Consider the following 26,934-nt stretch of genomic DNA (forward strand, 5'->3'; position numbering starts at 1 on the left):
CCGCCAAACGTATCAGAAACAGATGGCGTGAGAAATCGTTTTATGTGCTGCAATACAGCATAGAACTGCGCACTCATCCGCACTTTGGCCGCAGCCCGGCCGCCTGCGCCTGCTGATAGATCGGCGTCAGGCCTGGTGCATCACGGCGCAGTTCCTGGATCCGGTTGGCCGGATCGGGGTGGGTGGACAGCCATTGCGGGCTGCGACCACCGCTGGCCGCCATCATGTTCTGCCACAGATCGACCGCCTGCGCCGGGTTGAAACCGGCCTGGGCCATCAGCCGCTGGCCGATGACATCGGCCTCGCTTTCCTGGGTCCGCGAGCCTGGCAGCAGGAAGGCCGCCTGCGCACCCATGCCGCCCAACTGGTTGACCGTACTGGCGGCACCATCGCCATAGGCAGCACCGGCCAGTGCCCCCAGGACGGCCAGGCCGGTCTGCGCGCCCATCTGCCGGGTGATGCGTTCTTCGTGGTGACGGGCGATGACATGCCCGATCTCATGGCCGATCACGGCAGCCAGCTGGTCCTGGTTCCTGGCGACGGTGAAGATGCCGGTGTTCACGCCCACCTTGCCGCCGGGCAGGGCGAATGCGTTGGGTTCCTTGTCGACGAATACGGCAGTCTCCCACCGTACGCCACGGTACTGAGGCGGCAGTTGTGCGACCAACGCATTGACCACGCACTGCACGTAGCCGTTCTGGCGGCCATCGGTGCTGATCTTCTCTTTCTGCTTGGTCTCGGCAAACGCCTGCGCGCCGAGCTGGTCCAGCTGTGCCTGCGACACGCCGCCCACCATCTGCCGTCGCCCGGTTGGCGAGGTGGTGGTCGCACAGGCACTGACCACGGTGGTGATGACTAGAGCCAGCAGCAGTTGTTTCATGGGTCCGCCCCCGTGTTCATGTGCGCAGTGTGTAGCGTACCTGCTTAATCTTTCGTCAAGCGGGCACGGCGTTACGTTGACCCCAGGAACACCATTGCGGCGAGCGCAACCGCGTTGTTCAGCGCATGCGCGGCAATCGCCGCCCACAGGGTGCCGGTGCGGCGGTACAGCCAGCAGAAGGCGGCGCCCATGCCACCGTACACCAGCCACAGCTGCGCCATGCCCAGCAGCGAGTTCTTGCTGACACCGGGCACTTCATGGACCAGGGCGAACGCCAGGCTGCTGAGGATGAGGCCCAGCCAGGGGCGGCCAGCCTGCCACAGGCGCCCGAACAGGACGCGGCGGAACAGCAGCTCTTCGTAGGCGGGGGCGAGGACGACCGCAAACAGCACCAGGAACAGCGGGAAGCGAGCGATCGCGCTCTGCATCAGTTCCACGTTGGTGGGCACCGGCTCGATGCCGAACTGCTTGGAAAGGAAGGCGATGCCGTTGCTGCCGAGCACGATCAGCGTGGCCACCAGCAGGGTCCAGCCCCAGGTGGACGGCCGCAGCAACGCCTGTCGCGACGCCATGCGTTCGCCGGCGTTTGCCGGGCGTCGCCAGAAGTACAGCAGCAGCGCCGCGCCACCGGTGGCGATCAGGGCCATCAGGATCTGCGCCAGGGCACCGGGCTGGCCCACGGCCGCGCCGACGGCGTCAGGTGTCAGTCCGCCGCCATTGGCCTCGGCGTTGGCGCGGCTGACCACGATTGCACGGTAGAAGCCCCAGAACAGGCCGGTGACCATGCTCAGGCCGACCAGGGTAACGGCGGCGATGCCCAGGTCGATGAAGAAGCCTGCCAACGGTGCCACGGCGCGCGGCGGGGCAGACACCGGCGGAACCGGGGGCGGGGCGGCGGAGACCGGGGTGGATGCGGACATCAGGTACCTGTGCTCAAGGGACGAAGGCCGGTGCAGCTCCCCGCGCACCGGCCAGGTCCCGATTGTGTCAGATATCCAGGTTGGCGACCTTCAGCGCATTGTCTTCGATGAAGTCGCGACGCGGCTCGACGACATCGCCCATCAGGGTGCTGAAGATCTGGTCGGCAGCGACCGCATCCTCGATGCGCACCTGCAGCAGGCGACGGGTCTCCGGGTTCACCGTGGTATCCCACAACTGCTCCGGATTCATTTCACCCAGACCCTTGAATCGCTGGATCTGGCGGCCGCGCTTGGCCTCCTCGAGCAGCCAGTTCTGCGCCTTCGCGAAGCTGTCGACTTCGATCGACTTGGCGCCGCGGGAAATCGTTGCACCTTCGCGCACCAGCCCGTGCAGCAGCTTGGAGGCCTGGTGGATCGCACGCAGTTCGCCACTCTCGAACGCCGACATCGGCAGCACCTGGATGTGCTCCTCGCCCATGTGGCGACGGGTCACCAGCACGGCGGCGGGGCGCTCCTCGTTGGCCTCCTGCAGTTCCAGGCTGAAACGCGGGCTGCCCAGGCTGCCCTGGTTGAGGCGCTTGGCCAGCGCATCCAGGCCTTCGCCTTCGCCCGCATTGCGCAGGCTGTCCATGTCCATCGGCACGAAATCGACCAGCGCTTCGAGCAGGTTGCGGTCATAACGGTGCGCGTTGCGTTCGATGGAATCGAGCGCGGCGGCGTAGGCCAGCAGCAGCTTCTCCAGCGCAAGGCCTTCGATGCCGGGCTCGCCGGTGGCCGGCACCAGTGAAGCGTTTTCCACTGCGCTGCTGGCCAGGTAGCTGTCCAGCGCCGGGTCATCCTTCAGGTACAGCTCCTGCTTGCCCTGCTTGATCTTGTACAGCGGCGGCAGGCCGATGTAGACGTAACCGCGCTCGATCAGCTCCGGCATCTGACGGTAGAAGAACGTCAGCAGCAGGGTGCGGATGTGGGCGCCGTCGACGTCGGCGTCGGTCATGATGATGATCTTGTGGTAACGCAGCTTGTCCGGGTTGTACTCGTCACGGCCGATGCCGGTGCCCAGTGCGGTGATCAGCGTACCGACCTGGTCGGAGGACAGCATGCGGTCGAAGCGCGCGCGTTCCACGTTGAGGATCTTGCCGCGCAGCGGCAGCACCGCCTGGTTCTTTCGGTTGCGGCCCTGCTTGGCCGAGCCACCTGCCGAGTCACCCTCGACGATGAACAGTTCGGACAGCGCCGGATCCTTTTCCTGGCAGTCGGCCAGCTTGCCCGGCAGGCCGGCGATATCCAGCGCGCCCTTGCGGCGGGTCAGGTCGCGGGCCTTGCGCGCAGCTTCACGTGCACGGGCGGCATCGACGATCTTGCCGGCGATCGCCTTGGCTTCGTTCGGGTTTTCCTGCAGGAACTCTTCCAGGCGCGCACCGAAGGCGTTTTCCACCGCCGGACGCACGTCGGAGCTGACCAGCTTTTCCTTGGTCTGGCTGGAGAAGCTCGGGTCCGGCACCTTCACCGACAGCACCGCGATCATGCCTTCGCGCATGTCATCGCCGGTCAGGTTGATCTTGGCCTGCTTGGCGATGCCGTTCTGCTCGATGTAGTTGTTGAGCACGCGGGTCAGCGCACCGCGGAAACCGGCGAGGTGGGTACCGCCGTCCTTCTGCGGGATGTTGTTGGTGAAGCAGTACATCGTCTCCTGGTAGGAGTCGGTCCACTGCAGCGCCACCTCCACGACGATGCCGTTGTGCTCGCCGGTGACGGAGATGACATTCGGGTGCAGCGGGGTCTTCAGCTGGGCCAGATGCTCCACGAAGCTGCGGATGCCGCCTTCGTAGTGGAAGTCATCGCGACGGCCGTCGCCACGCTCGTCGGCAAGAACGATCTTGACGCCGGAGTTCAGGAACGACAACTCGCGCAGACGGCGGGCCAGGATGTCGTAGTGGAATTCCACGTTGTCGTGGAAGGCGACGGTGGACGGCCAGAAGCGCACGGTGGTGCCACGCTTGGTGGTGGCTTCCAGCTTGGCGAGCGGGGTCACGGCTGCGCCGTTGCTGAACTCCTGCTGGTAGTGGGAGCCGTTCTGGAACACGTCCACCAGCAGCTTCTGCGACAGCGCGTTGACCACGCTGACGCCGACGCCGTGCAGGCCGCCGGAAACCTTGTAGCTGTTGTCGTCGAACTTGCCGCCTGCATGCAGGACGGTCATCACCACTTCGGCGGCGGAGACCTCGCGACCGAGCTTGGCGCTCATCTGCTCGTGCTTGCCGGTCGGAATGCCGCGACCGTTGTCGGACACCGAGACCGAGCCGTCAGCGTGGATCGTCACCGCGACATGGTCGGCGTGGCCGGCCAGCGCTTCGTCGATCGAGTTGTCGACAACCTCGAACACCATGTGGTGCAGACCGGTGCCGTCATGCACGTCACCGATGTACATGCCGGGTCGCTTGCGGACAGCCTCCAGGCCTTCCAGGGCGGTAATGCTGTTGGCGTCGTAATTGCCGTTGTTTGCCGGGGTGTTCTGTTCGTCGCTCATTGCGCTTGCCGTAGGCTCCGCAGGTCGGACACCGCCTGAGGCGATGTGCCGAGAATGAAAGGATTCCAACCCGAATTATACCAGCCGGGGTCGAGTGGCCCTGATGTGCCCACTATGGCACAGCCACGATCTGTGCATGTTCCACGTGGAACCGGGCGATCCGGGGCAGGTCCTGCAGGGCCGCCGGGGGTTCAGTAGCGGTGACGAAGATCTGCGCCGGGCCAGTGAGCAGGCGCTCCAGTACCCGCGCCTGGTGGGTACGATCCAGTTCGGAGGCCAGATCGTCCAGTGCGATCACCGGCCATTCGCCGCGCTGTTCTGCATAGTCCTCTGCCTGCGCCAGCAGGCACGCCAATGCAGTCAGCTTGGCCTGACCGCGTGACAGTGCATCGCGACCAGGAATGCTGTGGAAATCCACGCTCCAGTCCGCCCGGTGCGGCCCAACCGAGGTGTACCCGGCCTGGCGGTCACGATCCCTGGCCAGAAGCAGAGCATCCGCCAGGGGAAGCTCATGCCGACGCCAGCCCGGACTGAGTTCCAGTGCCTGGATGCCGAGTTGCGGCGCCAAACTGGCAGCCAGCGCCACGGCACGCTGCTGCAGCCGCTCCAAGTAGTGCTGACGCCGGCTGGTAAGGGGCTCTCCGGCCTCAGCCAACTCGTGATCCCAGGTGTCCAGCATCCGCGACGGGCCGCCCTGCTTGAGCAGGGCATTGCGCTGCTTCAGCGCCCTTGAATAGCGGCGCCACAGGGACAGGAAATCAGGTTCCACGTGGAACAAGCCCCAATCCAGGAAGCGACGGCGGGGCTCGCCACCGCCGCTGACCAGCGCATGGCTGCCGGGCTCGAACGTCACTACCGCCAGCGCTGCGCAGAGGTTGCCGAGCTGAGCCACATCTTCGCCGTCCAATCGTCCCTTCCAGTCCTGGCCACTGTGGCGCAGGCCGGCCTTTCGGCGATGCGGCGCATGGTCGGCACGCTGTTCGTCCCATTCCACGAAGATTTCCAGCGCCTCCTGGCCCTGGCGTACCAGTCCATCGCGGACCCGGCCGCGGAAGCTGCGGCCATAGGCCATCAGATGCAGGGCCTCCAGCACGCTGGTCTTGCCGGCACCGTTGTCGCCAGTGAGCAGGTTCAGCCCCGGCTGGGGCGAAAGATCCACCGCACTGAAGCGACGCAGTTGGTGCAAGGCGAGGCGGCGGATAAGCATGGGGCGCGAACGACCATCCGCTCGAGGCGGTAGAGGGGCAGGGAATCCATCAGCTTACTGCATCGGTCAAGCCGGACGCGCTGCACCGCATCGATGCGGAGCAGAAGCTCCTGCGCACCCACTGATCGCGGGTTCCACGTGGCGCCAGTTCACGGCATGCCCGCTTCCAGCTCCGGACGCAGCTGAAATTCCTTCAATTCTGCACAGGGTTGCGGGGTGTGGCCCCCCAGATTTCGACGATTTCAGGACCACTGCCGCAGGTGTTTGGCGAGCGCTTGGCCGGCCGGGTGAACGGGCGGGCGCCCGGATTCCTCCAAATCTGCGATCAGATGCCCTGGGAGGTTCCACAGATTTCAAAGAATCCGGCCCATTGGTTTCACGCTGTCCACAGCGGCCCTGTATGACTTATACACAAGGTATGGGCAATCTGTGGATAAAAAAGCCCTTTTGCTTGGGTCTGGAAACTATCCACAGGTTCCCCCCCAGCCTGAGGCGCCTCTATACAGGGGGTTTCACCCACATAAATCCCTTTTAGATCATGTAGATAACACATTTTTCCACGAAATCTGGCTCCACCATCACCACCATGCTTTAGATTTATACCCAGATTTAGAAGCTAGGCTTGGCCCGATCTGCCCCGAATGACTCCTGTGGACAGAGAGGATTTCAGAAATGGCGAGCACCGTCGCCGCAGCGTGGATGCGCTTCGGCATCCGACCAGGTCCATAGCAACTGCGTTGAGACTCCAGCTACCGGCTCCGATCAAAGCTGATTCGGAAGCAGTCCCTGGCATCGACTCAAAGTCCCCGTCGGCAGCGGGCGTGGTAAGCAAACCGCACGCAACCGGGTCCAACAGGGAAGATGCTTTCCGTCCGAAATCCGCGCTTGAAAGGGTAGTCCCGATGATCCACGTGGAACGTGCAAAAAAAAACGCCCGGGAGCGTCCCCGGGCGTCGTTATGTTCCACGTGGAACCGAGCTGATGTCAGAGACGCAGCGGCATGACCACGTGGCGCGACTTCTCGCTGCTGGACTCACGCACCAGCGCCGAGGAGTTGGAGTCGCGCAGCTGGATGATGACTTCCTCATCGCGCAGGGCGGAGAGGGCATCCAGCAGGTAGTTCACGTTGAAGCCAATGGCCAGATCGCTGACCGTGGTGTCGGCTTCGATCTCTTCCTGGGCTTCTTCCTGCTCCGGGTTGTGCGCGCTGATCTTCAGGTTGCCCGGCGAGACTTCCACGCGGATACCGCGGTACTTCTCGTTGGACAGGATCGCAGCGCGCTGCAGCGAGGCGCGCAGCGCTTCACGATCAACCTTCACTTCACGGTCGGCACCGATCGGAATCACCGCTTCGTAATCCGGGAAACGGCCATCGATCAGCTTGGAGGTGAAGGTGACATCGTCGCGCTTGACGCGGACGTGGCTGCGGCCGACTTCCAGCTCGATCTCGCGATCACCGCTTTCCAGCAGGCGCTGAAGCTCGGTCACGCCCTTGCGCGGCACGATGATCTGGCGCTTGGAACCGCTCGGCTTGGCCAGTTCGGTTTCACACAGCGCCAGACGGTGGCCGTCGGTGGCGACGGTACGCAGGGCATCACCGCGCAGATCGAACAGCAGGCCATTGAGGTAATAGCGTACGTCCTGCTGGGCCATCGCGAACGCGGTGCGCTCGATCAGCTCCTTCAGGGTCGCTTCGCCGATGGCCACGCGCTCAGTGGCTTCCACTTCGTCAACCGACGGGAAGTCATTGGAGGGCAGGGTTGCCAGGGTGAAGCGGCTACGACCGGCCTGCACGGTGATCTTGTCTCCGGTCTGCGAGACGGTGATCCGGCTGCCATCGGGCAGGGCGCGGATGATCTCGAACAGCTTGCGGGCGGGAATGGTGGTTTCGCCGTCTTGGGCATCTTCAACCGCGATCCGCGACACCATCTCCACTTCCAGGTCGGTACCGGTCAGCGACAGCTGGCCGTTCTGCACCTGGACCAGGAAATTGGCCAGAACCGGAAGGGTCTGGCGGCGTTCGACCACGTTGACGACCTGTGCCAACGGCTTGAGAAAGGCTTCGCGCTGCAGTGTGAAACGCATGTGGTTCCGTGCCCCTATGCTTTAAAAAATGTGGAATAAATCAAAAGCTTGGTGGTGCTGGTAGAGACAGAATCGCTGGAAAACAATGCTAAGTCTTTGTAAATAAAGGTGTTTCAGGCATCGAAACCCTCTGTATTACCGACCCCCAAGGGGTGGGGAAAGCTGTGGATAAATTCGACGGGATTTCAGACGCCATTTTTATCCACAACGTGTCCCGCGCTTGCTACCGGATTCTGCACCGTTTTGTGCGATGACGCCTCATCGGCATCCGTGCATCATTCGCTCAGCTTCCGGATCAGCTTGTCCCAGTCCTCGCGGAGCTTGCCGTCGGTTTCCATCAGGGTCCGGATCTGGCGGCAGGCATGCAGCACCGTGGTGTGATCGCGACCGGCAAAGGCGTCGCCGATCTCGGGCAGGCTGTGCTCGGTCAGTTCCTTGGTCAGCGCCATGGCGACCTGGCGGGGGCGGGCGAGCGAGCGGGTCCGACGCTTCGACAGCAGATCCTTGATCTGCAGGCCGTAGTAGTCGGCAACGGTTTTCTGGATGTTGGGAATGCTGATCGCCTGCTGCTGGGCGCGCAGCAGGTCGCGCAGGGTTTCCTGGGCGAATTCGGTGGTGATCGCGCGGCCGGTGAAGTTGGCGCGGGCGGTCAGGGTATTGAGCGCGCCCTCGAGGTCACGCACGTTGGAGCGCATCTTCTTGGCGATCAGGAACGCAACATCATCGGGAATCTCGGCACCGCGTTCGCGCGCCTTGGCCAGCACGATCGCGGCGCGGGTCTCGAAGTCCGGCGGTTCGATCGCGACCGACAGGCCCCAGGCAAGCCGCGACTTCAGGCGCGCTTCCAGGCCTTCGACCTCGCGCGGATAGCGGTCGCAGGTCAGGATGATCTGCTGCTTGCCATCGAACAACGCGTTGAAGGTGTGGAAGAACTCTTCCTGCGTGCGGTCCTTGCCGGCGAAGAACTGGATGTCATCGATCAGCAGCGCGTCCACCTGCTGGAACTGGCGCTTGAACTGATCCATGGTCTTTTCCTGCAGGGCCCGGATCATGGCGCTGAAGAACTGTTCCGAACGCAGGTACAGCACCTTCGCGCCTGGATTGGCCTGGCGCATCGCGTTGCCGGCGGCGAACATCAGGTGGGTCTTGCCCAGGCCGGTGCCTCCGTACAGCAGCAGCGGATTGTGGGCCCGGTCGCCCGGCTTCTGCGCTGCCTGGAAGGCAGCGGCCAGGCCCAGCTGGTTGCTGCGCCCTTCGACGAAGTTGGCGAAGGTGTAGTGATTGTCCAGATTGCCGGCAAACGGCACCTGCGGTTCGCTGGACACAGGCGCCGACGACGTGGAAACCGGCGCGTTCTGCGCCTCCACGGGGCGCGGGCGCGAGCCGATTTCAAGAAAAACGTCGCTGAACCCGGCGAAGTGCGCCAGCAGTTCGCGGATCCGGGCCAGGTACAGCTCGCGGACCTGATCGACGATGAAGGCATTGGGTGCATACAGCACCAGGCTGTCCACGCGCAGATCGGCCTGCAGCGGCTTCAACCAGGTATGAACGTCTTCCGGCGGGAACTCCGCTTCGAGGCGCTCGAGACTACGGGACCAGGCATCCATCAGCAATAATCGTCCGGTGGCCGGGGCATGGACGCGACAAGGCGCCCAGACACAGGCCGGAAAGGGGGGAAATGGATGGCTCAGACTACCACCGAGCGCCCGCCTTCGGAATGCTTGTCCCCTACTTACTCACAAAAACATCCACAGCTATTGCACAGCCCGGTGAATTCGCGTAGTCCCCAGGGGTTGACGTGAGGGGGGAGACCTCTCTAGAATTTCCGGTTCTTTCCGTCCCATTCATACGAGAGGCCCCCAATGGCCACGAAGCGCACCTACCAGCCCAGCAACCTCAAGCGTAAGCGCGACCACGGCTTCCGTGCCCGTATGAAGACCGCTGACGGCCGCAAGATCCTGTCGCGTCGCCGCGCCAAGGGCCGCAAAGTCCTGAGCGCCTGATTGCCATGCCGCACCCCGCGGCAGACGCAATCCCTTCGACAGTGAATACTGCAGACCCGCGCAAGCGATTCCCTCGCTCTGCGCGGGTTCGCACGCGTGCCGAATACTCAACGGTCTTCAACGGCGCCCGCCGTGTGTCCGATCCGCTGATGACCCTGCACTGGCTGCCGGCTGACCGGCCGGCCAGGCTGGGTCTGGCGGTTTCCCGCAAGGTCGATCCGAACGCCGTCGGGCGTAACCGGATCAAGCGCGTCCTGCGCGACATCCTGCGTCAGACACGTACCGATATCCAGCCAGGCGACTTCGTCGTCGTGGCCCGTAGTGCTGCGCGTTCCGCCAGCAACGACGAGATCCGCCAGGCCTTCCTGCGCCTGCTGCGTCGCCTGCGTGCATTGCCCGCGCCGGGCGTGGACGGCACAATGCCGCCGCCTGATGGCATCGCAACTCCTTCTTTGACCGAGCCGGCATCGCGTCCCGGCCCCGCCGAGCCTGTCCGCTGATGAACCAGACCCGCGTATTCCTCATTTTTGCCTGGCTGATGGTGGCCGTGCTGCTGTGGATGGAGTGGAGCCGTGAAAAGGCTGCTCCGACCCCGCCACCGACGACCACGTCGGCCCCGGCTGCCGCACAGAGTGTTCCGGGCGCTGCCTCGGGCAGCATTCCCAGTGCACAGGTCCTGGGCGCCCCGGGCCAGGCCGCTGTGCAGGCGCAGGCCAGTGCCACCCCGGCCAGCCAGCGCGTGACCGTCACCACCGACGTGCTGCGCCTGGTGCTTGATGGTGGCCGCGTGCTCGACGCCGAGCTGCTGCAGTTCCCGCAGACCAAGGACGAAGGCAGCCCGCCGGTTCGCCTGCTGACCGAAGACCCCGCGCATCCGTACAGCGCGATCAGTGGCTGGGCCAGCGAAGACAAGAACACCCCGGTTCCCGGCGCCGACGGCTTCAAGCTGGTCGGTGACACCAAGGACTTCGTGCTGGCCAAGGGCCAGAACGAGCTGCAGATCCCGTTCGTGTGGACCGCCGACAACGGCGTGACCATCAAGCGCACCCTGACCGTCTCGCGCAACGAGTACGCCGTGCGCTTCAAGGACGAGGTCAGCAATGCCGGCACCGCACCGTGGAACGGTTACGTCTACCGCACCCTGGACCGTACCCCGACCATCCTGTCGCGGAGCATGACCAACCCGGACTCCTTCAGCTTCAACGGCGCCACCTGGTACGACAACGACAAGAAGTACCAGCGCCGTGCGTTCAAGGACTACCTGGAAGACGGCACGCTCAACCAGAACATCACCGGCGGCTGGCTGGCGATGCTGCAGCACCACTTCTTCACCGCCTGGATCCCGCAGAAGGACCAGACCGCACACTACGTACTGTCGCAGGTGGCCGGTCGCGACCTGATCGAAGCGCGCGGCCCGGCCTTCACCGTGGCCCCGGGCCAGTCCACCAGCACAGAGGCCCGGCTGTGGGTCGGCCCGAAGCTGGTCAACCTGATTGCCAAGGAAGACGTGCCGGGCCTGGACCGCGTGGTCGACTACAGCCGCTTCTCGATGATGGCGGTGATCGGCCAGGGCCTGTTCTGGGTGCTGAACCAGGTGCACAAGCTGGTCGGCAACTGGGGCTGGGCGATCGTCGGCCTGGTGGTGCTGCTGAAGCTGGTGCTGTACCCGCTGTCGGCGACCCAGTACAAGAGCGGTGCCAAGATGCGTCGCTTCCAGCCGCGCATCGCGCAGCTGAAGGAACGCTATGGCGATGACCGCCAGAAGTTCCAGACCGCGATGATGGAGCTGTACAAGAAGGAAAAGATCAATCCGATGGGCGGCTGCCTGCCGATCCTCATCCAGATGCCGATCTTCTTCGCCCTGTACTGGGTGCTGGTGGAATCGGTCGAACTGCGCCAGGCGCCCTGGTTCGGCTGGATCCAGGACCTCACTGCACGCGACCCGTACTTCATCCTGCCGGTGATCAACGTGGCAGTGATGTGGTTCACCCAGAAGCTGACCCCGGCACCGGGCATGGACCCGATGCAGCAGAAGATGATGCAGTTCATGCCGCTGGTGTTCGGCGTCATGATGGCCTTCATGCCGTCCGGCCTGGTCCTGTACTGGGTGGTCAACGGCGGCCTGGGCCTGCTGCAGCAGTGGTGGATGACCAAGCGCCACGGCGGCGAGCCGGTCCCGGCCACCACCGCTCCGGCCCCGGTCAAGAAGAAGTAATCGGTAGAGCCGGCCGCTGGCCGGCCGACCCCAGCAGAAGCCCGCCGCAAGGCGGGCTTTTCGCATGCGGCGTTAGAATCGCCTGCACACCGTTCCTCCCATCTTCGAGTCCGCCATGCGTGCGTCGTCGTTCCGCCTGTTCCTGCCTTCGCTGTTGTTGACCCTGGTTGTTGCCGGCTGCGGTGACAAGGACGCGAAGGCGCCGGCGACCACCGTCACCCAGGCGAGCGCGCAGGCTGCGGCTGCCGCCGATCCTGCCGCTGCGCCGTTGCTGGCAGCGCTGCAGAAGCAGCTCGATGGCTACCGCCGGATCATCGTGCTGCTGGCCGACGAGGAGCAGCAGTCGACCGCCGACCGCGGCACCTCCACGCGTGTGGGACAGCAGCTGTTCCACGATGGCCTGGAACAGCGCACGATCATCGCCGCGCAGTTCGACACCCTGCTGCGCGGTTCCAGCCCGCAGCGCTTTGCCACCCTCGGCACGGTGCTGGACTACATCGAGTCTGCGCCCGAACTGTTCGACGCCGATCGCCTGGCCTTCCGTGAAGTGCTGCGTGACCTGCATGAGCGGGTCGGCACCGATTCCTCGCTGCCGGCGGTGAAGCTGCACCAGCGCATCGGTGAGGATCTGGAAGCACTCGATGAGATCGAGCGCAACTACAACCAGGAACTGACCCGCATCTTCAGCCGCTTCGAGCGCACCCGCGCCATCGAACTGAAGCGCGAGAAGTGGGACGACTACATCACCCACCTGCACAGGGACTACAGCCGTGAAGCGATCCTGCGCGACTACGGGGTGATCGAGCCGTATCCGATGTCGATGAAGGACAGCGACCGCGAGATCTTCGGCCGCGACCTGCCGGCCAAGACCGTGGTGCTGACCTTCGACGATGGCCCGCACAAGGCCTATACCGATGAAGTGGTGGCCATCCTCAAGCGCTACGACGTGCCGGGCGTGTTCTTCGAAGTGGGCCGCAACCTCGGCAAGGTCGAGGCCGATGGCAAGGTCAGCCTCGGCCCGATGGCGAAGATCAGCCGCAACCTGATGGAACAGGGCTATGCGGTGGGCAACCACAGCCTGACCCACGCCCAGCTCTCACGGACCACCGGCGATGCGCTGCGCCAGCAGGTGCTGGACACCGACACGCTGCTGAAGGATGTCGACAGCAAGCGCGCGCCGCTGTTCCGCTTCCCGTATGGTGCGCGCAATGCCGAAGGCCTGCAGCTGCTCAACGAAGCCGGGCTGAAGTCGATCATGTGGAACATCGACTCGATGGACTGGGCCGACCCGGTACCGGAATCGATCGTGCAGCGCGTGCTCGACCAGGTGAACAAGGAGCAGCGCGGCATCATCCTGTTCCATGACATCCATGATCGTGCAGTCAAGGCGCTGCCGCAGATCCTCGACCGGCTGATCGCCGAGGGCTACCAGTTCGCCGGCTGGAACGGCCGCGACTTCACTGTCGCCCGTGCGCGCAAGGGCGATACCGGTGCCGCCACCGTCACCACCGGCTACGAGAAGTCGTGGGCGATCGTGGTCGGCATCGACAACTACGCCAAGTGGCCGAAGCTGGAATACGCCAGCCATGACGCGCAGGCGGTGGCCGATACCCTCACCGGGCAGTTCGGCTTCCCGTCCTCGCAGGTGATCGTGCTGAAGAACGAGCAGGCCACGCGCAACAACATCCTCGCGGCCTTCCACGATCGCCTGGCTGACGATCGCACCGGAAAGAACGACCGCGTGTTCGTATTCTTCGCTGGCCACGGCGCGACCCGTCAGCTCGCCTCCGGACGCGACCTCGGCTACATCATCCCGGTCGATTCGGATCCGAAGGAATTCGCCACCGACGCGATTGCGATGACCGACATCCAGAACATTGCCGAAAGCATGCAGGCCAAGCATGTGATGTTCGTGATGGATGCCTGCTACAGCGGCCTGGGCCTGACCCGTGGCGGCCCGTCGTCATCGTCGTTCCTGCGCGAGAACGCGCGCCGCAGCGCGCGGCAGATGCTGACCGCCGGTGGTGCCGACCAGCAGGTGGCCGATGCCGGCCCGAATGGCCACTCGGTATTCACCTGGGTGCTGCTGCAGGCGCTGGCCGGGAAGGCGGATCTCAACGGCGATGGCCTGATCACCGGTACCGAGCTGGCCGCCTACGTGGCGCCGGCCGTATCGGCGGTCTCGCACCAGACCCCGGCCTTCGGCAGCCTGCCCGGTTCGCAGGGCGGGGAGTTCGTGTTCCAGGTCCCGGACAGCCAGGAATTCCTCAACGCTGATACGCGCCAGCTGACCGCCGATGCGATCGCGCTGAACAACAAGGTGGATGCCGCCAGCGAGGCCAAGGGCAGCCAGGCACCGGTGACGGTGGCTGACCTGCAGGGCGGCAAGGCCCAGCTGGTGGTGCCTTCCGCCGGGCCGGCGTCCGACCGCCAGCGCGCGCAGCAGGCCAATGACCGCGGCCTGCAGCTGTACCGCGAGAAGCAGTACGACGAGGCAGCCGCGCAGTTCACCGAAGCGCTGAAGCTGCGTCCCGACTTTGCCCAAGCGGCGAACAACCTCGGCTTTGTCTACTACCGCCAGCAACGCTATGCCGAAGCCGCGCGCTGGCTGGAGAACACGCTGAAGATCGACCCCTCGCGCGCCGTGGCCTATCTGAACCTGGGCGATGCCTACTTCAACGCGGGCGACAAGGCCAAGGCGAAGCAGGCCTATACCACCTACCTGGCGCTGCAGCCGCAGGGCAGTGGTGCCGCGCAGGCACGCGCGCAGCTGGAGAAGCTCTGAGCCATGAATGACGCGATCCGCACCGACACCATCGTGGCCATTGCCAGTGCGCCGGGCGCCGGCGGTGTCGGCCTGCTGCGCTTGTCCGGCCCGCGCGCCGCGGCGATCGCCCGCGCGCTGGGCGCGCCCGCGCTGCGGCCGCGCCATGCGCACTATGCGCGCCTGCGCGACGCCGATGGCGAAGTCATCGACGATGGCATCGTGCTGTGGTTCCCGGCGCCGAACAGCTTCACAGGCGAAGAGGTGGTGGAACTGCAGGGGCACGGCAGCCCGGTGCTGCTGCAGCAACTGGTCGCGCGCTGCATTGCACTCGGTGCGCGCCAGGCGCGGCCGGGTGAGTTCAGCGAACGCGCGTTCCTCAACGGCAAACTCGACCTGGCCCAGGCCGAGGCCATCGCCGACCTGATTGCCGCCGGTGACAACCGTGCCGCGCGTGCCGCGCGGCGCTCGCTGGATGGCGTGTTCTCGCGGCGCATCGACGCCGTGGTGGAACAACTGGTGCTGCTTCGCATCCATGTGGAAGCGGCCATCGACTTCGCCGACGAACCGCTGGATACCCTTGGCGGTGCGCAGGTGCGGCGTGGGCTGGAGCAGGCGCGCAATCATCTGGCCCTGCTGCGCCGCGACGCCGAACGCGGTCGTCGCCTGCGCGATGGCCTGCATGCGGTGCTGGTCGGTCCGCCCAATGCCGGAAAGAGTTCATTGCTCAATGCGCTGGCCGGCAGCGAGCGTGCCATCGTCACCGACATCGCCGGCACCACCCGCGACACCCTGCGCGAAACCATCCGCCTGGACGGCCTGGAGCTGACCCTGGTCGACACCGCTGGCCTGCGCGACGGCGGCGATGCCATCGAACGCGAAGGCATGCGCCGCGCCCACGTGGAAATCGAGCGCACCGACCTGGCGCTGATCGTGCTGGATGCGCGCGATCCGGCGGCCGGTGAAGTGGCGCTGGGCGATGCAGTGGCGACGGTGCCGCACAAGGTCTACATCCACAACAAGTCGGACCTGCTGGCGGCGTTGCCGTCGCTGGACGATCCGGACCGCGTGTTCGTCTCGGCCGCCACCGGTGCCGGGCTCGAGGATCTGCACGCGCGCCTGCGTTCGATTGCTTCGGCCGGTGCAGGGGAGCAGGTGGACGGCGAGTTCTCGGCGCGCACGCGGCATGTGGATGCAATCGAGCGTGCGCAGGAACACGCGCAGCGTGCCGATGGCGAGCTGGTGCACGAGCACCTGGAACTGGCCGCCGAGGAACTGCGGCTGGCGCATGACGCGCTGGGCGAGATCACCGGGCAGATGAGCGCCGATGATCTGCTGGGAAGGATCTTCTCCAGTTTCTGCATCGGGAAGTGAATCTATGTCCAAGGACATCCATCGACATCTTTAGAATGATCTTAATATGGTGCAAAGAAGGGAGTTTTTGTCCACAGACGAGTTTGGTGATACAGTCAAAGCCACTCATTGATATGTCCAAGTTTGGCTCCAATTAGCGGGATATGTGCTCTCCATTCCTCTGCTTGGACATACGGAGGATGAGATGGCACTGACCGATGCCGCGTTCAAGGCGCTCAAGCCCAGGGACAGGACCTATACGGTTACCGATGACAGGGGGCTGTAAGTGGAGGTCTTCCCGACCGGGGGCCTCATCTGGCGCTACCGCTACCGTCTGAATGGCAAGTACGAGAAGTTGACACTGGGCAAGTACCCCGCGCTAACGCTGAAGAACGCACGCCTGAAGGGGGACGAGGCGGCCCACCAAGTGGCGATGGGAGATTCGCCGGCAAAGAAGAAGCAGCAGGAGAGGTGGCAGGCGCAGAAGGCGCCACCGTGGCCGAATTCGCCGAACGCTTCTTCAAGGACATCCAGTCACGCGACCGCAAGAACGTGACCATGCCCCGTCGCTACCTGGAAAAGGACATCCTGTCGCACATCGGCAGCAAGCCGATCCGGGAGATCACCGCCGAGGACGTGCGCAGTGTCATCTGGCGCAAGAAGGAGCAAGGCTTCGATCCCGCCGCCGGCCAGGAGCGCGGCCTGCTCAAGCGCATGTTCGATTACGCGCTCACCTGCGGCCTGATCCAGGCCAACCCGGTCATGGCCCTGCCGATGCGGCACGTCTATCGCGCCGCCGCCGGTGACCGGGCGCTGACGCCTGACGAAATCCGGCAGTTCCTGCGCGCCATGCAGGCTTCCAATATCCGCCGTCAGCTCAAGATCGCTTTCCAGTTGATCCTGATGACCCTGGTGCGCAAGTCCGAACTGATGCTGGCGCAGTGGAAAGACGTGCATCTGGACGAAGGCGAATGGCACATCCCGGTCGAGAACTCGAAGACCGGAAAGCCGCACATCGTCTATTTGTCCACCCAGGCGCAGACGCTGTTCAAGGAACTCAAGCCGCTGGCCAGCAGCAGCGTCTGGGTGCTGCCGGGCCGTGGCACCCTGGCAAAGCCCTTTGCCAGTAACGCGCTGAACCAGGCGCTGAAGGTGTCATTGCTGGGCAGGAAATCCCCGCCTTCACCATCCACGACCTGCGGCGCACCGCATCGACCCTGCTGCACGAACAGGGCTGGTCTTCGGATGTCGTGGAGAAGGCGATGAACCACACCATCGGCGGCGTGCGTGGTGTCTACAACCGGGCCGAGCACGCCGAACAGCGGCGAGAGATGTTGCAAGCGTGGTCCGACTACATCGACAGGCTGGCGCCGTCGGGGAACTTGGTGATCAGTGCTGCTTCGGCTTGAGGGTGGCCTTTTCCTTTTCCGGGTAGGGCTGTTGTCCCTTGAGCGCTATTCCTTGCCTTATCCCCCTTTGGTTGCAAAAGGGCACCGCCATCTGCAACCGAGACATCTTCAACGACGATGATTATCACGCACTGATATAATCATCAAAGAGACATGTCATGGACCTCACGATCATGAAGCGTTGCACTGTCGGCGTCCGACAGACAGATAGACCACCCCAAAAAGGGAGCGAGATGCCAAGCATCTGGTTTCCATCCCTGGCATCGCTGGCTGCCGTGCTTTCCGATGACAACCGCCGTCTTCTGCGCCTCATTCACGACAGGCAACCCAAGTCCATGACGGAACTGGCCGAACTCAGCGGGCGCAAGGTGCCAAACCTGTCGCGCACGCTGCGGTTGATGGCGGACTATGGGCTGGTTTCCCTGCAACGCAATGTCCGGGACGTTCAGCCGACCGCGCTGGCAACCGAATTCTTGGTGGTACTGGATTAATAGACGCGGACATGAAGAGAGCCTGCCGATGAGTACTCAAAGAAACATCAATAGCCACGGCATCCGCGACAACCATTCCCGTGGCAAGGTCGCCGACTTCCTGGCCGAGAAAATGGCCGCGGGCAGCCAGCTCTCGGTGGTATCTGCCTACTTCACCATTTATGCCTACGACGCGCTTTCCCAACAGCTCGATCAAATCGAGCACCTGAACTTCCTGTTCGGCGAGCCCCGCTTCATCGCTTCGCTCGATCCGGAAAAGACCGACAAGAAAGCCTTCAAGATCGAAGACGAGGGGCTGGAGTTGGCCAACCGCTTGCAGCAGAAGGAAATCGCTCGTCGCTGCGCTGGATGGCTGCGCGACAAGGTCGATATCCGCTCAGTCCGCCAGGCCAATCTTCTGCACGGCAAGCTCTACCACATTGACGATGGCCGACGTGAACACGCCCTGCTGGGCAGTTCCAATTTCACCCGGCGCGGCTTGGGCTTGTCCGACACGCCCAACATTGAACTGAACCTCATCGTCGATGGTGACCGAGACAGGGCAGACCTCAAGCAATGGTTCGATGAAATCTGGGGCGACGAAAAACTGGTTGCCGACGTCAAGACCGATGTTCTGCGCTACCTCGAACAGCTTTACGTCGATCACGCGCCGGAGTTCGTCTACTTCAAAACGCTCTATCACGTGTTCGAGCGATTTCTGTCCGGGCAGGAAGCCGACGCGGCACTGTTCGACCAGACGGCCATCATCGACACCGACATCTGGAAGGCCCTGTTCGACTTCCAGAAAGATGGAGTCAAAGGCGCCATCCACAAGATTAACCAGCACAACGGCTGCATCCTGGCCGACAGCGTGGGTTTGGGCAAAACCTATTCGGCGCTGGCGGTCATCAAGTACTACGAACTGCGCAACCACCGTGTACTGGTGCTGTGCCCCAAGAAGCTGCGCGACAACTGGACGGTCTATCTCGCCCAGAACAACAGCGAACTCAACCCCTTCCTCAAAGACCGTTTTGCCTACACCGTGCTCTCGCACACCGATCTTTCCCGCGACAGTGGCCGTGTGGATGGCATCGACCTGGCCACGCTTAACTGGGGCAACTTCGATCTGATCGTCATCGACGAATCGCACAACTTCCGCAACAACACCAAGGGTAAGCGCGACGAAGAAGGCAAGCTCATCAAGAAGAGCCGCTATGAGCGCTTGATGGACGACATCATCAAGTCCGGCGTCAAGACCAAGGTGCTGCTACTCTCCGCAACCCCGGTTAACAACGACCTGAAAGACTTGCGTAACCAGATCTACTTCGTCACCGAAGGGCGCGATACCGCCTTTTCGCAAAGCTTCGGCATCAACAGCATCAAGGACACGCTCACTGTCGCTCAGAAGACCTTCATGGAATGGGCCAGGCGTTCCGGAGAGCGAGATGCCCGCGATCTGATGGAGCGACTCTCGGCCGGATTCTTCACCCTGCTGGACGAACTCACCATCGCCCGTTCGCGCAAGCACATTCAGAAATACTACAAGGCCTCGATGGCGCAAATCGGGCAGTTCCCGAAGCGCCGGAAGCCGGAGTCTGTGTTCTCGGAGATTGACCTCAAAGGCCGCTTTCTCTCCTATGACAAGCTAAGCGACGAAATCGACAACTACCAGCTCTCCATCTTCAAGCCATCCAAGTACGTGCTGGAAGCGTTCAAGGCGCAGTACGAAGACCATCGCGTCCAGAACTTCAGCCAGGAGAACCGCGAAAAATTCCTGATCGGCATGATGAAGGTGAACTTCCTCAAGCGTCTGGAAAGCTCGGTACGTGCCTTCGCCATCACCATGGAGCGCACCGTCAGCAAGATCGAAGACCTGGAAGAGCGGCTCAAGCAGTTCCAGCAGCACCAGGCCATGGCGGCAGAAGATGTCCAGCCTGATTTCTTTGCAGAGCCTGCAGAAGAAGACGAAGAACTGGCCCAGGCCTTCCAGGCAGGTACCAAGCTCAAGTACCGCATGGAACACATGGACGTGGCCGCCTGGCTGGCCGATCTGGCCACCGACAAGCAGCAGCTTTCGCTACTGGCCGACGCGGCCCAAGCTGTCGATGCATCGCGCGATGCCAAGCTCGCCGAACTCAAGCGCCTGATCGAACACAAGGTATGCCACCCCGGCACCAACACGCAGGGCGAAGAAAACCGCAAGGTCATCGTGTTCTGCGCCTTCGCCGACACCGCAGCCTATCTGTACGAAGAACTGGAAGACTGGTCACGCAACACGCTGGGCATTCACATCGCCCTGGTGTCTGGTGGCGTACGCCCCAACCGCAGCACCTTCGGTCACGCTGATTTCACCCACATCCTCACCAACTTCGCCCCCCGCGCCAAACAACGGGTGAAGATGAAGTCCATGCCGCAGGATGGAGAAATCGACATCCTCATTGCCACCGACTGCATCTCTGAAGGCCAAAACCTGCAAGATTGCGACTACCTCATCAACTACGACATCCACTGGAACCCGGTGCGCATCATTCAGCGCTTCGGCCGTATCGACCGGATTGGCAGCCCCAACCCGGCCATCCAGCTCGTCAACTTCTGGCCCACGCCGGATCTCAACAAGTACATCAACCTCAAGAATCGTGTCGAAGCACGCATGGCATTGGTGGACATCGCCGCCACGGCCGAAGACAACATCCTGCAAGCCGAAGACCTGGAAGACCTCATCAAGCAGGACATGCGTTACCGCGACAAGCAACTGCTGCGACTCAAGGACGAGGTGCTCGATCTGGAAGAATTCAACGAGTCCGTCGCGCTGGGTGAATTCACGCTGGATGACTTTCGTATGGAATTGGCGACCTATATCGAAGCCAACCGCGAAAAGCTAGAAGAAGCCCCCTTCGGCCTCTACGCCGTTGTGCCGCCACACGCGGAGTACAGCACCATCAAGCCCGGCATCATCTACTGCCTGAAGCAGCGCATCGACGCCGCCGGAAACGAGGCAGTCAACCCGCTGCAACCGTACTTCCTTGTCTATATCCGTGACGATGGCGAGGTGCGCTACAACTTCACCACGCCCAAGCAGATTCTGGAAATCTTTCGTACCGTCTGTCAGGGCCAGACCGAACCGCACGCCAAGCTGTGCAAGCTGTTCGATGAAGAGACTGCCCACGGGCAGAACATGAGCCGTTACAGCGACCTGCTCGACAAGGCAGTTGCCGCCATTGCCGCGCAGTTCGGGCGCAAGAACGCGGGCAATCTGTTCTCGGGGCGTGCTGGCAAGCTTGCTGATGCATCGAAGCAAATCAAGCAAACCAACGATTTTGATCTCATCACCTGGTTGGTGATCAAGGACGTGAACAATGGCTGACAACTCCGCCCTTCGCCAATCCATTCAGGATGCGCTGCAAAACCTCGCCAGCCAGCCACTGGCAACAGGCGCCATCGCTCTGTTCAATACCTTGGGCTACAGCAGCGATAAAACAGCAGAACTGGGCAGCACCGCAGAAGAATTGCTGGGCAATGTCGAACAGCTCCGCCCCGAACTCGGCTCCATCAACCGCGCCAAGGTACAAGCCAGTCGCTGGAAGTCTTGTGCTTTCCTGTTCCAGCTCACCAACGACGAGATTCCTTCCCTGGCACTGGGTCAAGCACCCGTGGGCGCAGATGGCAAGCTGACACAAGGCCAGATGGAGTCCTTCGTCTTCCTCGCCATCGATCTACAAGGCGAGGGTTGGTCGCGTAGCCAACTGGCAACCATCGCACGCGAGCTGAACAAGCGATTCCCCATGCCTGCCATCTTCCTGTTTCGTCATGTAGGACTGTTTTCTCTCGCGGTGATAGACCGGCGGCAAAACCTGCGCGATGCCAGCCGCGATGTCATCGACAGTCGCATCACCGTCATTAAGGACGTGCGCCTTGCTTCGCCACACCGGGCCCACATCGACATCCTTGCAAGTCTTGCTCTGCCTAATCTGGGTGACAAGCGCCGCCCTAGCAACTTCCGCGAGTTGTATGACGCCTGGATCAACGCGCTCTCCACGCAGAAGCTCAACAAGGATTTCTATCAGCAACTGGCCTGGTGGTACATGTGGGCCGTCAAGGAAGTGGAGTTCCCCAGGGGCGGTGGGACGGACCGCAACGCCATTGGTGTCATTCGCCTACTCACGCGCCTGATCTTCGTCTGGTTCATCAAAGAGCGAGGGCTGATACCCGATGCTCTATTCGAACGCGATGCCTTGCGCGCCCTGCTTAAGCAGGCCCCGGATGCCGCGCCTGACGAAAGCAACTACTACCACGCCATCCTGCAGAACCTGTTCTTCGCCACGCTCAATCAGGAAATGGGCGACCAGCGCCGCTGGGCCAAGACCGGCAGCGGCATGAAGGGCGACTACCTCATCTCGCTGGTCTATCGCCATCAGGATGCCTTCAAGCACCCGGACAAGGTGCTTGAAGAGTGCTTCGCCAAAGTACCTTTCCTCAACGGCGGCTTGTTCGAATGCTTGGACGAGCAGCTTACAGATGAAGAACTGGCCCGTCGCCCGGAACTGAAGAAGCTCGTGGTGCAGGAAGGCAAGGGCTGGGTGCTGCGCGTGGACGGATTCTCGCGCCGTCCGGAAGCGCAAGCCAAAGTGCCCAACAAGGTCTTCTTCGGTGGCACCGACGATGCAGCGCTGAACACCGAGTTCGAGACCAAGGGCAAGCGTTACCCGGTCAAGGGCCTGATCGACCTGCTCGACAGCTACAAATTCACCGTGGACGAGAACACCCCTCTGGACGAGGAAGTGGCGCTCGATCCGGAACTGTTGGGCAAGGTGTTCGAGAACCTGCTGGCCAGCTACAACCCGGACACCCGCAGCACTGCCCGAAAGCAGTCTGGCAGCTTCTACACACCGCGAGAAGTGGTGGACTACATGGTGGATGAGGCGCTCATCGCCTACTTGACCCGCCATCTGCCCGATGGCGAACAGCGTGAACAGGACTTGCGCCAGTTGCTATCCCACGCCGACACGGAGCATGCTTTCAGCGAGGAAGAGGCGGACAAGCTCGTTCTTGCCATCGAGCAACTCAAGGTACTCGACCCGGCCTGCGGCTCCGGCGCTTTCCCCATGGGCGTGCTGGCCAAGCTGTTCGTGGCGCTGCAAAAGCTCGACCCCGACAACCTCCGCTGGCGTGCGCAGAATCTGGCCCCACTGCAAGAACGCCTGGCACTGGCAAAGAAGACGCCGGACCCCGTGCAGCGCGATGCCGAAATTGAAGATGCCGAAGCTGCGCTGGAAAAACACCAGAAGGATTTCGCCGATCCGGCCTACGCTGACTACACACGCAAGCTCTACCTGATTGAAAAGTGCATCTACGGCTCGGACATCCAGCCCATTGCCGTGCAGATTGCCAAGCTGCGGTTCTTCATCTCCCTCAGCGTCAGCCAGCCCATAGACAAGACCAAGCCCAACTGGGGCATCACCCCGCTGCCCAACTTGGAAACCAAGATCGTCGCTGCCAACACCCTGTTCGGCGTGCCGCGCCACGGTGCGCAAGGCTCGCTGCTGGATGACCCCGCTATCGCGGAGAAGGAGGCCGAACTGCGCGATGCCAACGCCGCCTACTTCACCTCGCGTACCCGTGCCACCAAGAAGCGCCGCAAGGAAAAAGTGCAGAAGCTGCACGAGGAACTGGTAACTCTGCTCAAGCGCGATGGCTTCGTCACCGCCAACGATGCTGAGCGCATGGCGCGTTGGAGTCCCTTCGACCAGAACCGCTTTGCCGACTTCTTCGACGTGGAGTGGATGTTCGGTATGTCGCGTGCTGCGTACAACTCCGAAGCGGTTTTCGACATCGTGATTGCCAACCCGCCCTATGTGCGGCAAGAGGAAATCAAGGAGCTCAAGCCTCTGCTGAAGGATGTATACAAATACGAGTGCTACACCGGCACGGCGGATCTGTTCGTCTATTTCTACGAGCGTTCTGTCAAGTTGTTGAAGCCGCGGGGCGTACTTTCGTTTATCACGTCCAACAAGTGGTTTCGTACCAAGTATGGCGAAAACCTGCGCCTGTTCATGGCTACGCATACGCGGCTGAAGAACATCATTGATTTTGGCGATGAAGCAGTATTCACGGCGATTGCCTATCCAACCATTGTGATTGCCACGCGGCGTGAGAGGCCGCTGAACCCGCCACCAGCCTCCGATCAGGTACGCGCATTGAACTGGACGCAGGAATACCCTGTCGAGGAATTTCCCGCAGTTTTCCAAAGTGCGGCTTTCGACGTGCCGCAAGCAAAGCTGACGAAGGCCAGTTGGCAGCTTGAGCCTCCAGAAAAACGGCAACTCTTGGAGCGGGTGATCACTACGGGTACGCCCTTGAGAAAGTATCTTGGCTCACGGGTTTCGCGTGGTATCACGACCGGATTGAATGAGGCGTTTATCGTTGATGGCCAGACACGAGCAAGATTGATTGCAGAGGATGCAAATTCTTCGGACGTCATCAAGCCATTCATGCGTGGAAACGACGTGAAGCGATGGAGGGCAAGGCCAGAAGATCTTTGGCTCATATTCACGAGAAGGCCGTTTCCTATCGGTCAGTATCCGGCTATCAAAAAATATCTTTCCATTTTCAAGTCTCGACTTATGCCCAAGCCGGAAGGCTGGGATGATGGGCGTGACGGAAAGTGGGAGGGGCGAAAAGCGGGCAGCTACGAGTGGTATGAGATTCAGGACAATATTGCGTATTGGCAGGAGTTTGAGAGGCCAAAGATTGTTTCCACAAAGGTATCCATAGAACCGACGTTCTCATTGGACAACGAAGCACACTATCTGGGTAACACGGCCTACTTCATTCCAGCGGGTGAGGATCGGTTTTACCTGCTGGCATTGCTGAACAGCAGTGTGTCTGCCTACTACGCCAGAGGGCGATTTGTTGGAAAGCAGAACGGCTACTACGAAGTGCAGCCGGAAGCGCTGGAGGCTTTTCCGATTCCATCGGCTACTACTCAGCAAAAGGCCGTGCTGGGTGTTGTGGCCAACTGCGTCTTGGCTACCAGTGACCCGCAATTTGAGCAACTCATCAACGGCCTCGTCTTCGAACTGTTCTTCCCCAAGGAACTCCACGCCGCGAACATCCATCTATTCGACGCCTGCGAAGCAGTCGTCTTCGACAAACTTGCCGAACTGCAAGGGGATGCCGTGCGCGGAGCAGCGGAAAAGATGGCCGCCATCATCTTCGCTAACGATCACCCCATCTACGCGATGCTCTTCGACCTACAGGCGCTGGAAGTGGTGCGCATCATTGAGGGCAAGGAGTGAGCGCACAGTTTCCCCCTCCCGCATTGCCGCCCGCCGCTCCGGCAGCCGCGCCCCTGCGAATCAAACACCTCACGCTCACCGACTTCCGTGCCTTTCCGGGGCCAACACCGGCACGCTTTGATTTGGATGGAAAAAACCTTCTGGTATATGGCGAGAATGGCGCGGGCAAGTCCTCCCTCTTTCATGCGCTGAGCGGCATCTTCGCACTTCGCCTTCCTCAAGATGCGCTGCGCAAGCACAAGAATGTGTTCTCTGGCCTACCGGATACGGATTGCAAAGTAGCCGTCGAGTTTTCCGACGGTGGAGCCGCGGCCGAGTGGACGGTGAACAGCCACCCAGGTTCACTACGAGGGAGAGCGCTGGATGCACGCATCACCGAGGCCGCATTACGCCGCGCCTGTCTGGATTACCGTGCTCTGTTGGATACCAATTACAAGCAGGGGACCGGATCAATCAACCTGTTCGACATCGCTGTTGAACACCTGCTGCGCGATTTCCCCGTGACCGTGACGGGCGGCACGGCGACTACCCTTGGCGAACTGTGGAACAAGGTGCAAGGCGGCATGCCGGCCACCCATACCAGCGCTGCGCTCAAAAACATTAACGATGCCTGCGTGGAGTTCAATACGGCCTTTCGCGGGGCATTTCCGGCATTGATTCCACTCATCAACGAACTGATGCAGTTGCTGGGCTGGAAGGATGTAGAAATCAAAGGCTTCAATACGCCGGGGCTGACCTATAACGGGGCACACCGCAATAAGGATCGTGCTCTTGATGGTCAGCAACTGACCCCAGAGTTGAGCTTCCGCAACCATACATTGACCACGCCACAGCTATTCCTTAACGAAGCGCGCTTGTCCGCGTTGGGCCTGTCCGTCTATCTCGCGGGCCGCTTGGCTTGCACTCCGACAACACCCTCAACAGCCCTGAAGCTGCTGGTGCTCGACGATGTGCTGATTGGCCTCGACCATTCTAATCGCTTGCCGGTTCTGGATCTGCTGCAAGCCAAGTTCGCCGACTGGCAAACTGTGCTGCTCACCCATGATCGCAACTGGTTTGACCTGGCGCGTTCGCACCTGCCTGAAGCCGGCTGGAAATGTGTCGAGGTGTATGAGGGCGACAATGCGGCAACGGCGCCCATCCCCATCGTTCGATCCACGCAGAACCGCCCAGCCCGCGCTTTGCTTGACAAGGCCAAGGAACTGGTTCAGACGCCCTATGTGGAGGCCGCCGCCAACTATGCCCGCCAAGCGTTCGAGTTGGGCGTTCGGGCGGCTTGCGAGTTGAAGAAGATCGAGATGCGCTACGCCGTTGATCCAAAGGCCCATCAGGCACAGGACTTCCTGGACAAGTTGAAGGTGTGGAAAGCAACTGGTGGTGTGAAGCAGGCGGATTGGGACGCCGCAATCACCCGCTTGGAAACGCTGAAGAATGTGGTGATGAATCCCTATTCCCACCCCAACGCGCCGAATATCCCTAAGGCGGAGGTGGAGCAGGCGATTGATGCTGTCGAAAAATTCCTCGATCTTGCAGCGAAGAAATGAATCAACCTGACCTTACTCAGTTGCTGCACAGCCTGATTGCCACCTGGGAGAACGAGGTGGTGGAGTTCAAGCAGGCCGGCAACGACTACAGCACCGTCGACATTGGCAAGTACTTCTCAGCGCTGGCGAATGAAGCCAACCTGCGTGGCGCTGCCTGCGGCTGGCTGTTGTTCGGCGTCAACAACAAGACCCGCCGTATGGTTGGCACGGACTACCGTCCACAGCCGAAACGCCTGCATTCGCTCAAGATGTAGAGTGCCGA

Annotated in this window: 19 protein-coding genes; 13 read left to right on the forward strand and 6 right to left on the reverse strand. The window is 62.0% G+C overall.

Features of this window, described 5'->3' with window-relative positions; translation table 11 throughout:
• Positions 1-73: 73 nt before the first annotated feature.
• From KXV01_RS14165 to dnaA, 6 genes are all read right to left on the reverse strand, one after another.
• Entirely contained in the window at positions 74-880 is an 807-nt protein-coding gene (locus tag KXV01_RS14165; protein WP_049417131.1) for a M48 family metallopeptidase, read from the reverse strand.
• A 71-nt stretch (positions 881-951) separates the two neighbouring features.
• Entirely contained in the window at positions 952-1,800 is an 849-nt protein-coding gene (locus KXV01_RS14170; RefSeq protein WP_049417132.1) for a CPBP family intramembrane glutamic endopeptidase, read from the reverse strand.
• A 67-nt stretch (positions 1,801-1,867) separates the two neighbouring features.
• Positions 1,868-4,327, reverse strand: coding sequence for a DNA topoisomerase (ATP-hydrolyzing) subunit B (gene gyrB / locus KXV01_RS14175; protein WP_049417134.1), 2,460 nt, complete (start codon positions 4,325-4,327; stop codon positions 1,868-1,870).
• Between the two features lie 112 nt (positions 4,328-4,439).
• Positions 4,440-5,534, reverse strand: a complete 1,095-nt coding sequence (recF, locus tag KXV01_RS14180; protein WP_099494992.1) for a DNA replication/repair protein RecF — start codon at positions 5,532-5,534, stop codon at positions 4,440-4,442.
• A gap of 984 nt (positions 5,535-6,518) precedes the next feature.
• Positions 6,519-7,619: a DNA polymerase III subunit beta gene (gene dnaN, locus KXV01_RS14185; RefSeq protein ID WP_049417138.1), complete on the reverse strand. Its 1,101-nt coding sequence runs from the start codon at positions 7,617-7,619 to the stop codon at positions 6,519-6,521.
• Positions 7,620-7,894: 275 nt separating this feature from the next.
• A complete protein-coding gene (gene dnaA, locus KXV01_RS14190; protein ID WP_049417185.1) occupies positions 7,895-9,226 on the reverse strand; it encodes a chromosomal replication initiator protein DnaA in 1,332 nt (443 codons plus the stop codon).
• A 255-nt stretch (positions 9,227-9,481) separates the two neighbouring features.
• Between dnaA and rpmH the strand changes: the two genes are divergently transcribed.
• The 13 genes from rpmH (at position 9,482) to KXV01_RS14255 (ending at position 26,926) form a co-directional block, all read left to right on the forward strand.
• On the forward strand, positions 9,482-9,622 hold the full coding sequence (gene rpmH / locus KXV01_RS14195) for a 50S ribosomal protein L34 (protein ID WP_005411729.1): 141 nt from the start codon (positions 9,482-9,484) through the stop codon (positions 9,620-9,622).
• A 5-nt stretch (positions 9,623-9,627) separates the two neighbouring features.
• Positions 9,628-10,122 carry a ribonuclease P protein component gene (gene rnpA, locus KXV01_RS14200; RefSeq protein WP_072168770.1) on the forward strand — a complete coding sequence of 165 codons (495 nt, stop codon included), beginning with the start codon at positions 9,628-9,630 and terminating at the stop codon, positions 10,120-10,122.
• On the forward strand, positions 10,122-11,837 hold the full coding sequence (gene yidC / locus KXV01_RS14205; RefSeq protein WP_111096992.1) for a membrane protein insertase YidC: 1,716 nt from the start codon (positions 10,122-10,124) through the stop codon (positions 11,835-11,837). The genes rnpA and yidC overlap by 1 nt, the downstream gene beginning before the upstream one ends.
• Before the next feature lie 115 nt (positions 11,838-11,952).
• Positions 11,953-14,622 (forward strand): polysaccharide deacetylase family protein, encoded by a 2,670-nt coding sequence (locus KXV01_RS14210; RefSeq protein ID WP_263467879.1) that lies wholly within the window; start codon positions 11,953-11,955, stop codon positions 14,620-14,622.
• A 3-nt stretch (positions 14,623-14,625) separates the two neighbouring features.
• Entirely contained in the window at positions 14,626-15,975 is a 1,350-nt protein-coding gene (mnmE, locus tag KXV01_RS14215; RefSeq protein ID WP_100477386.1) for a tRNA uridine-5-carboxymethylaminomethyl(34) synthesis GTPase MnmE, read from the forward strand.
• A gap of 265 nt (positions 15,976-16,240) precedes the next feature.
• Positions 16,241-16,510, forward strand: a complete 270-nt coding sequence (locus KXV01_RS14220; protein ID WP_238378391.1) for an Arm DNA-binding domain-containing protein — start codon at positions 16,241-16,243, stop codon at positions 16,508-16,510.
• Positions 16,450-17,220 (forward strand): site-specific integrase, encoded by a 771-nt coding sequence (locus KXV01_RS14225; RefSeq protein ID WP_238378392.1) that lies wholly within the window; start codon positions 16,450-16,452, stop codon positions 17,218-17,220. Before KXV01_RS14220 ends, KXV01_RS14225 begins: the two co-directional genes overlap by 61 nt.
• On the forward strand, positions 17,175-17,363 hold the full coding sequence (locus tag KXV01_RS14230) for a hypothetical protein (protein WP_317987337.1): 189 nt from the start codon (positions 17,175-17,177) through the stop codon (positions 17,361-17,363). Before KXV01_RS14225 ends, KXV01_RS14230 begins: the two co-directional genes overlap by 46 nt.
• 158 nt (positions 17,364-17,521) lie before the next feature.
• Positions 17,522-17,854, forward strand: coding sequence for a MarR family transcriptional regulator (locus KXV01_RS14235; RefSeq protein WP_202908076.1), 333 nt, complete (start codon positions 17,522-17,524; stop codon positions 17,852-17,854).
• 28 nt (positions 17,855-17,882) lie between these two features.
• On the forward strand, positions 17,883-21,197 hold the full coding sequence (locus tag KXV01_RS14240; protein ID WP_100477387.1) for a helicase-related protein: 3,315 nt from the start codon (positions 17,883-17,885) through the stop codon (positions 21,195-21,197).
• Complete coding sequence (locus tag KXV01_RS14245; RefSeq protein WP_100477388.1) at positions 21,190-25,128, forward strand: Eco57I restriction-modification methylase domain-containing protein; 3,939 nt, start codon at positions 21,190-21,192, stop codon at positions 25,126-25,128. The genes KXV01_RS14240 and KXV01_RS14245 overlap by 8 nt, the downstream gene beginning before the upstream one ends.
• The gene (locus KXV01_RS14250; protein ID WP_157803425.1) at positions 25,125-26,672 is read left to right on the forward strand and encodes a HEPN domain-containing protein; all 1,548 of its coding nucleotides are present in this window, start codon (positions 25,125-25,127) and stop codon (positions 26,670-26,672) included. Before KXV01_RS14245 ends, KXV01_RS14250 begins: the two co-directional genes overlap by 4 nt.
• On the forward strand, positions 26,669-26,926 hold the full coding sequence (locus KXV01_RS14255) for an ATP-binding protein (RefSeq protein WP_202908077.1): 258 nt from the start codon (positions 26,669-26,671) through the stop codon (positions 26,924-26,926). The genes KXV01_RS14250 and KXV01_RS14255 overlap by 4 nt, the downstream gene beginning before the upstream one ends.
• Positions 26,927-26,934: the final 8 nt, after the last annotated feature.

It is taken from the genome of Stenotrophomonas sp. Ps181 (assembly GCF_025697425.1).
GTDB classification, from domain to species: Bacteria; Pseudomonadota; Gammaproteobacteria; order Xanthomonadales; family Xanthomonadaceae; genus Stenotrophomonas; species Stenotrophomonas sepilia.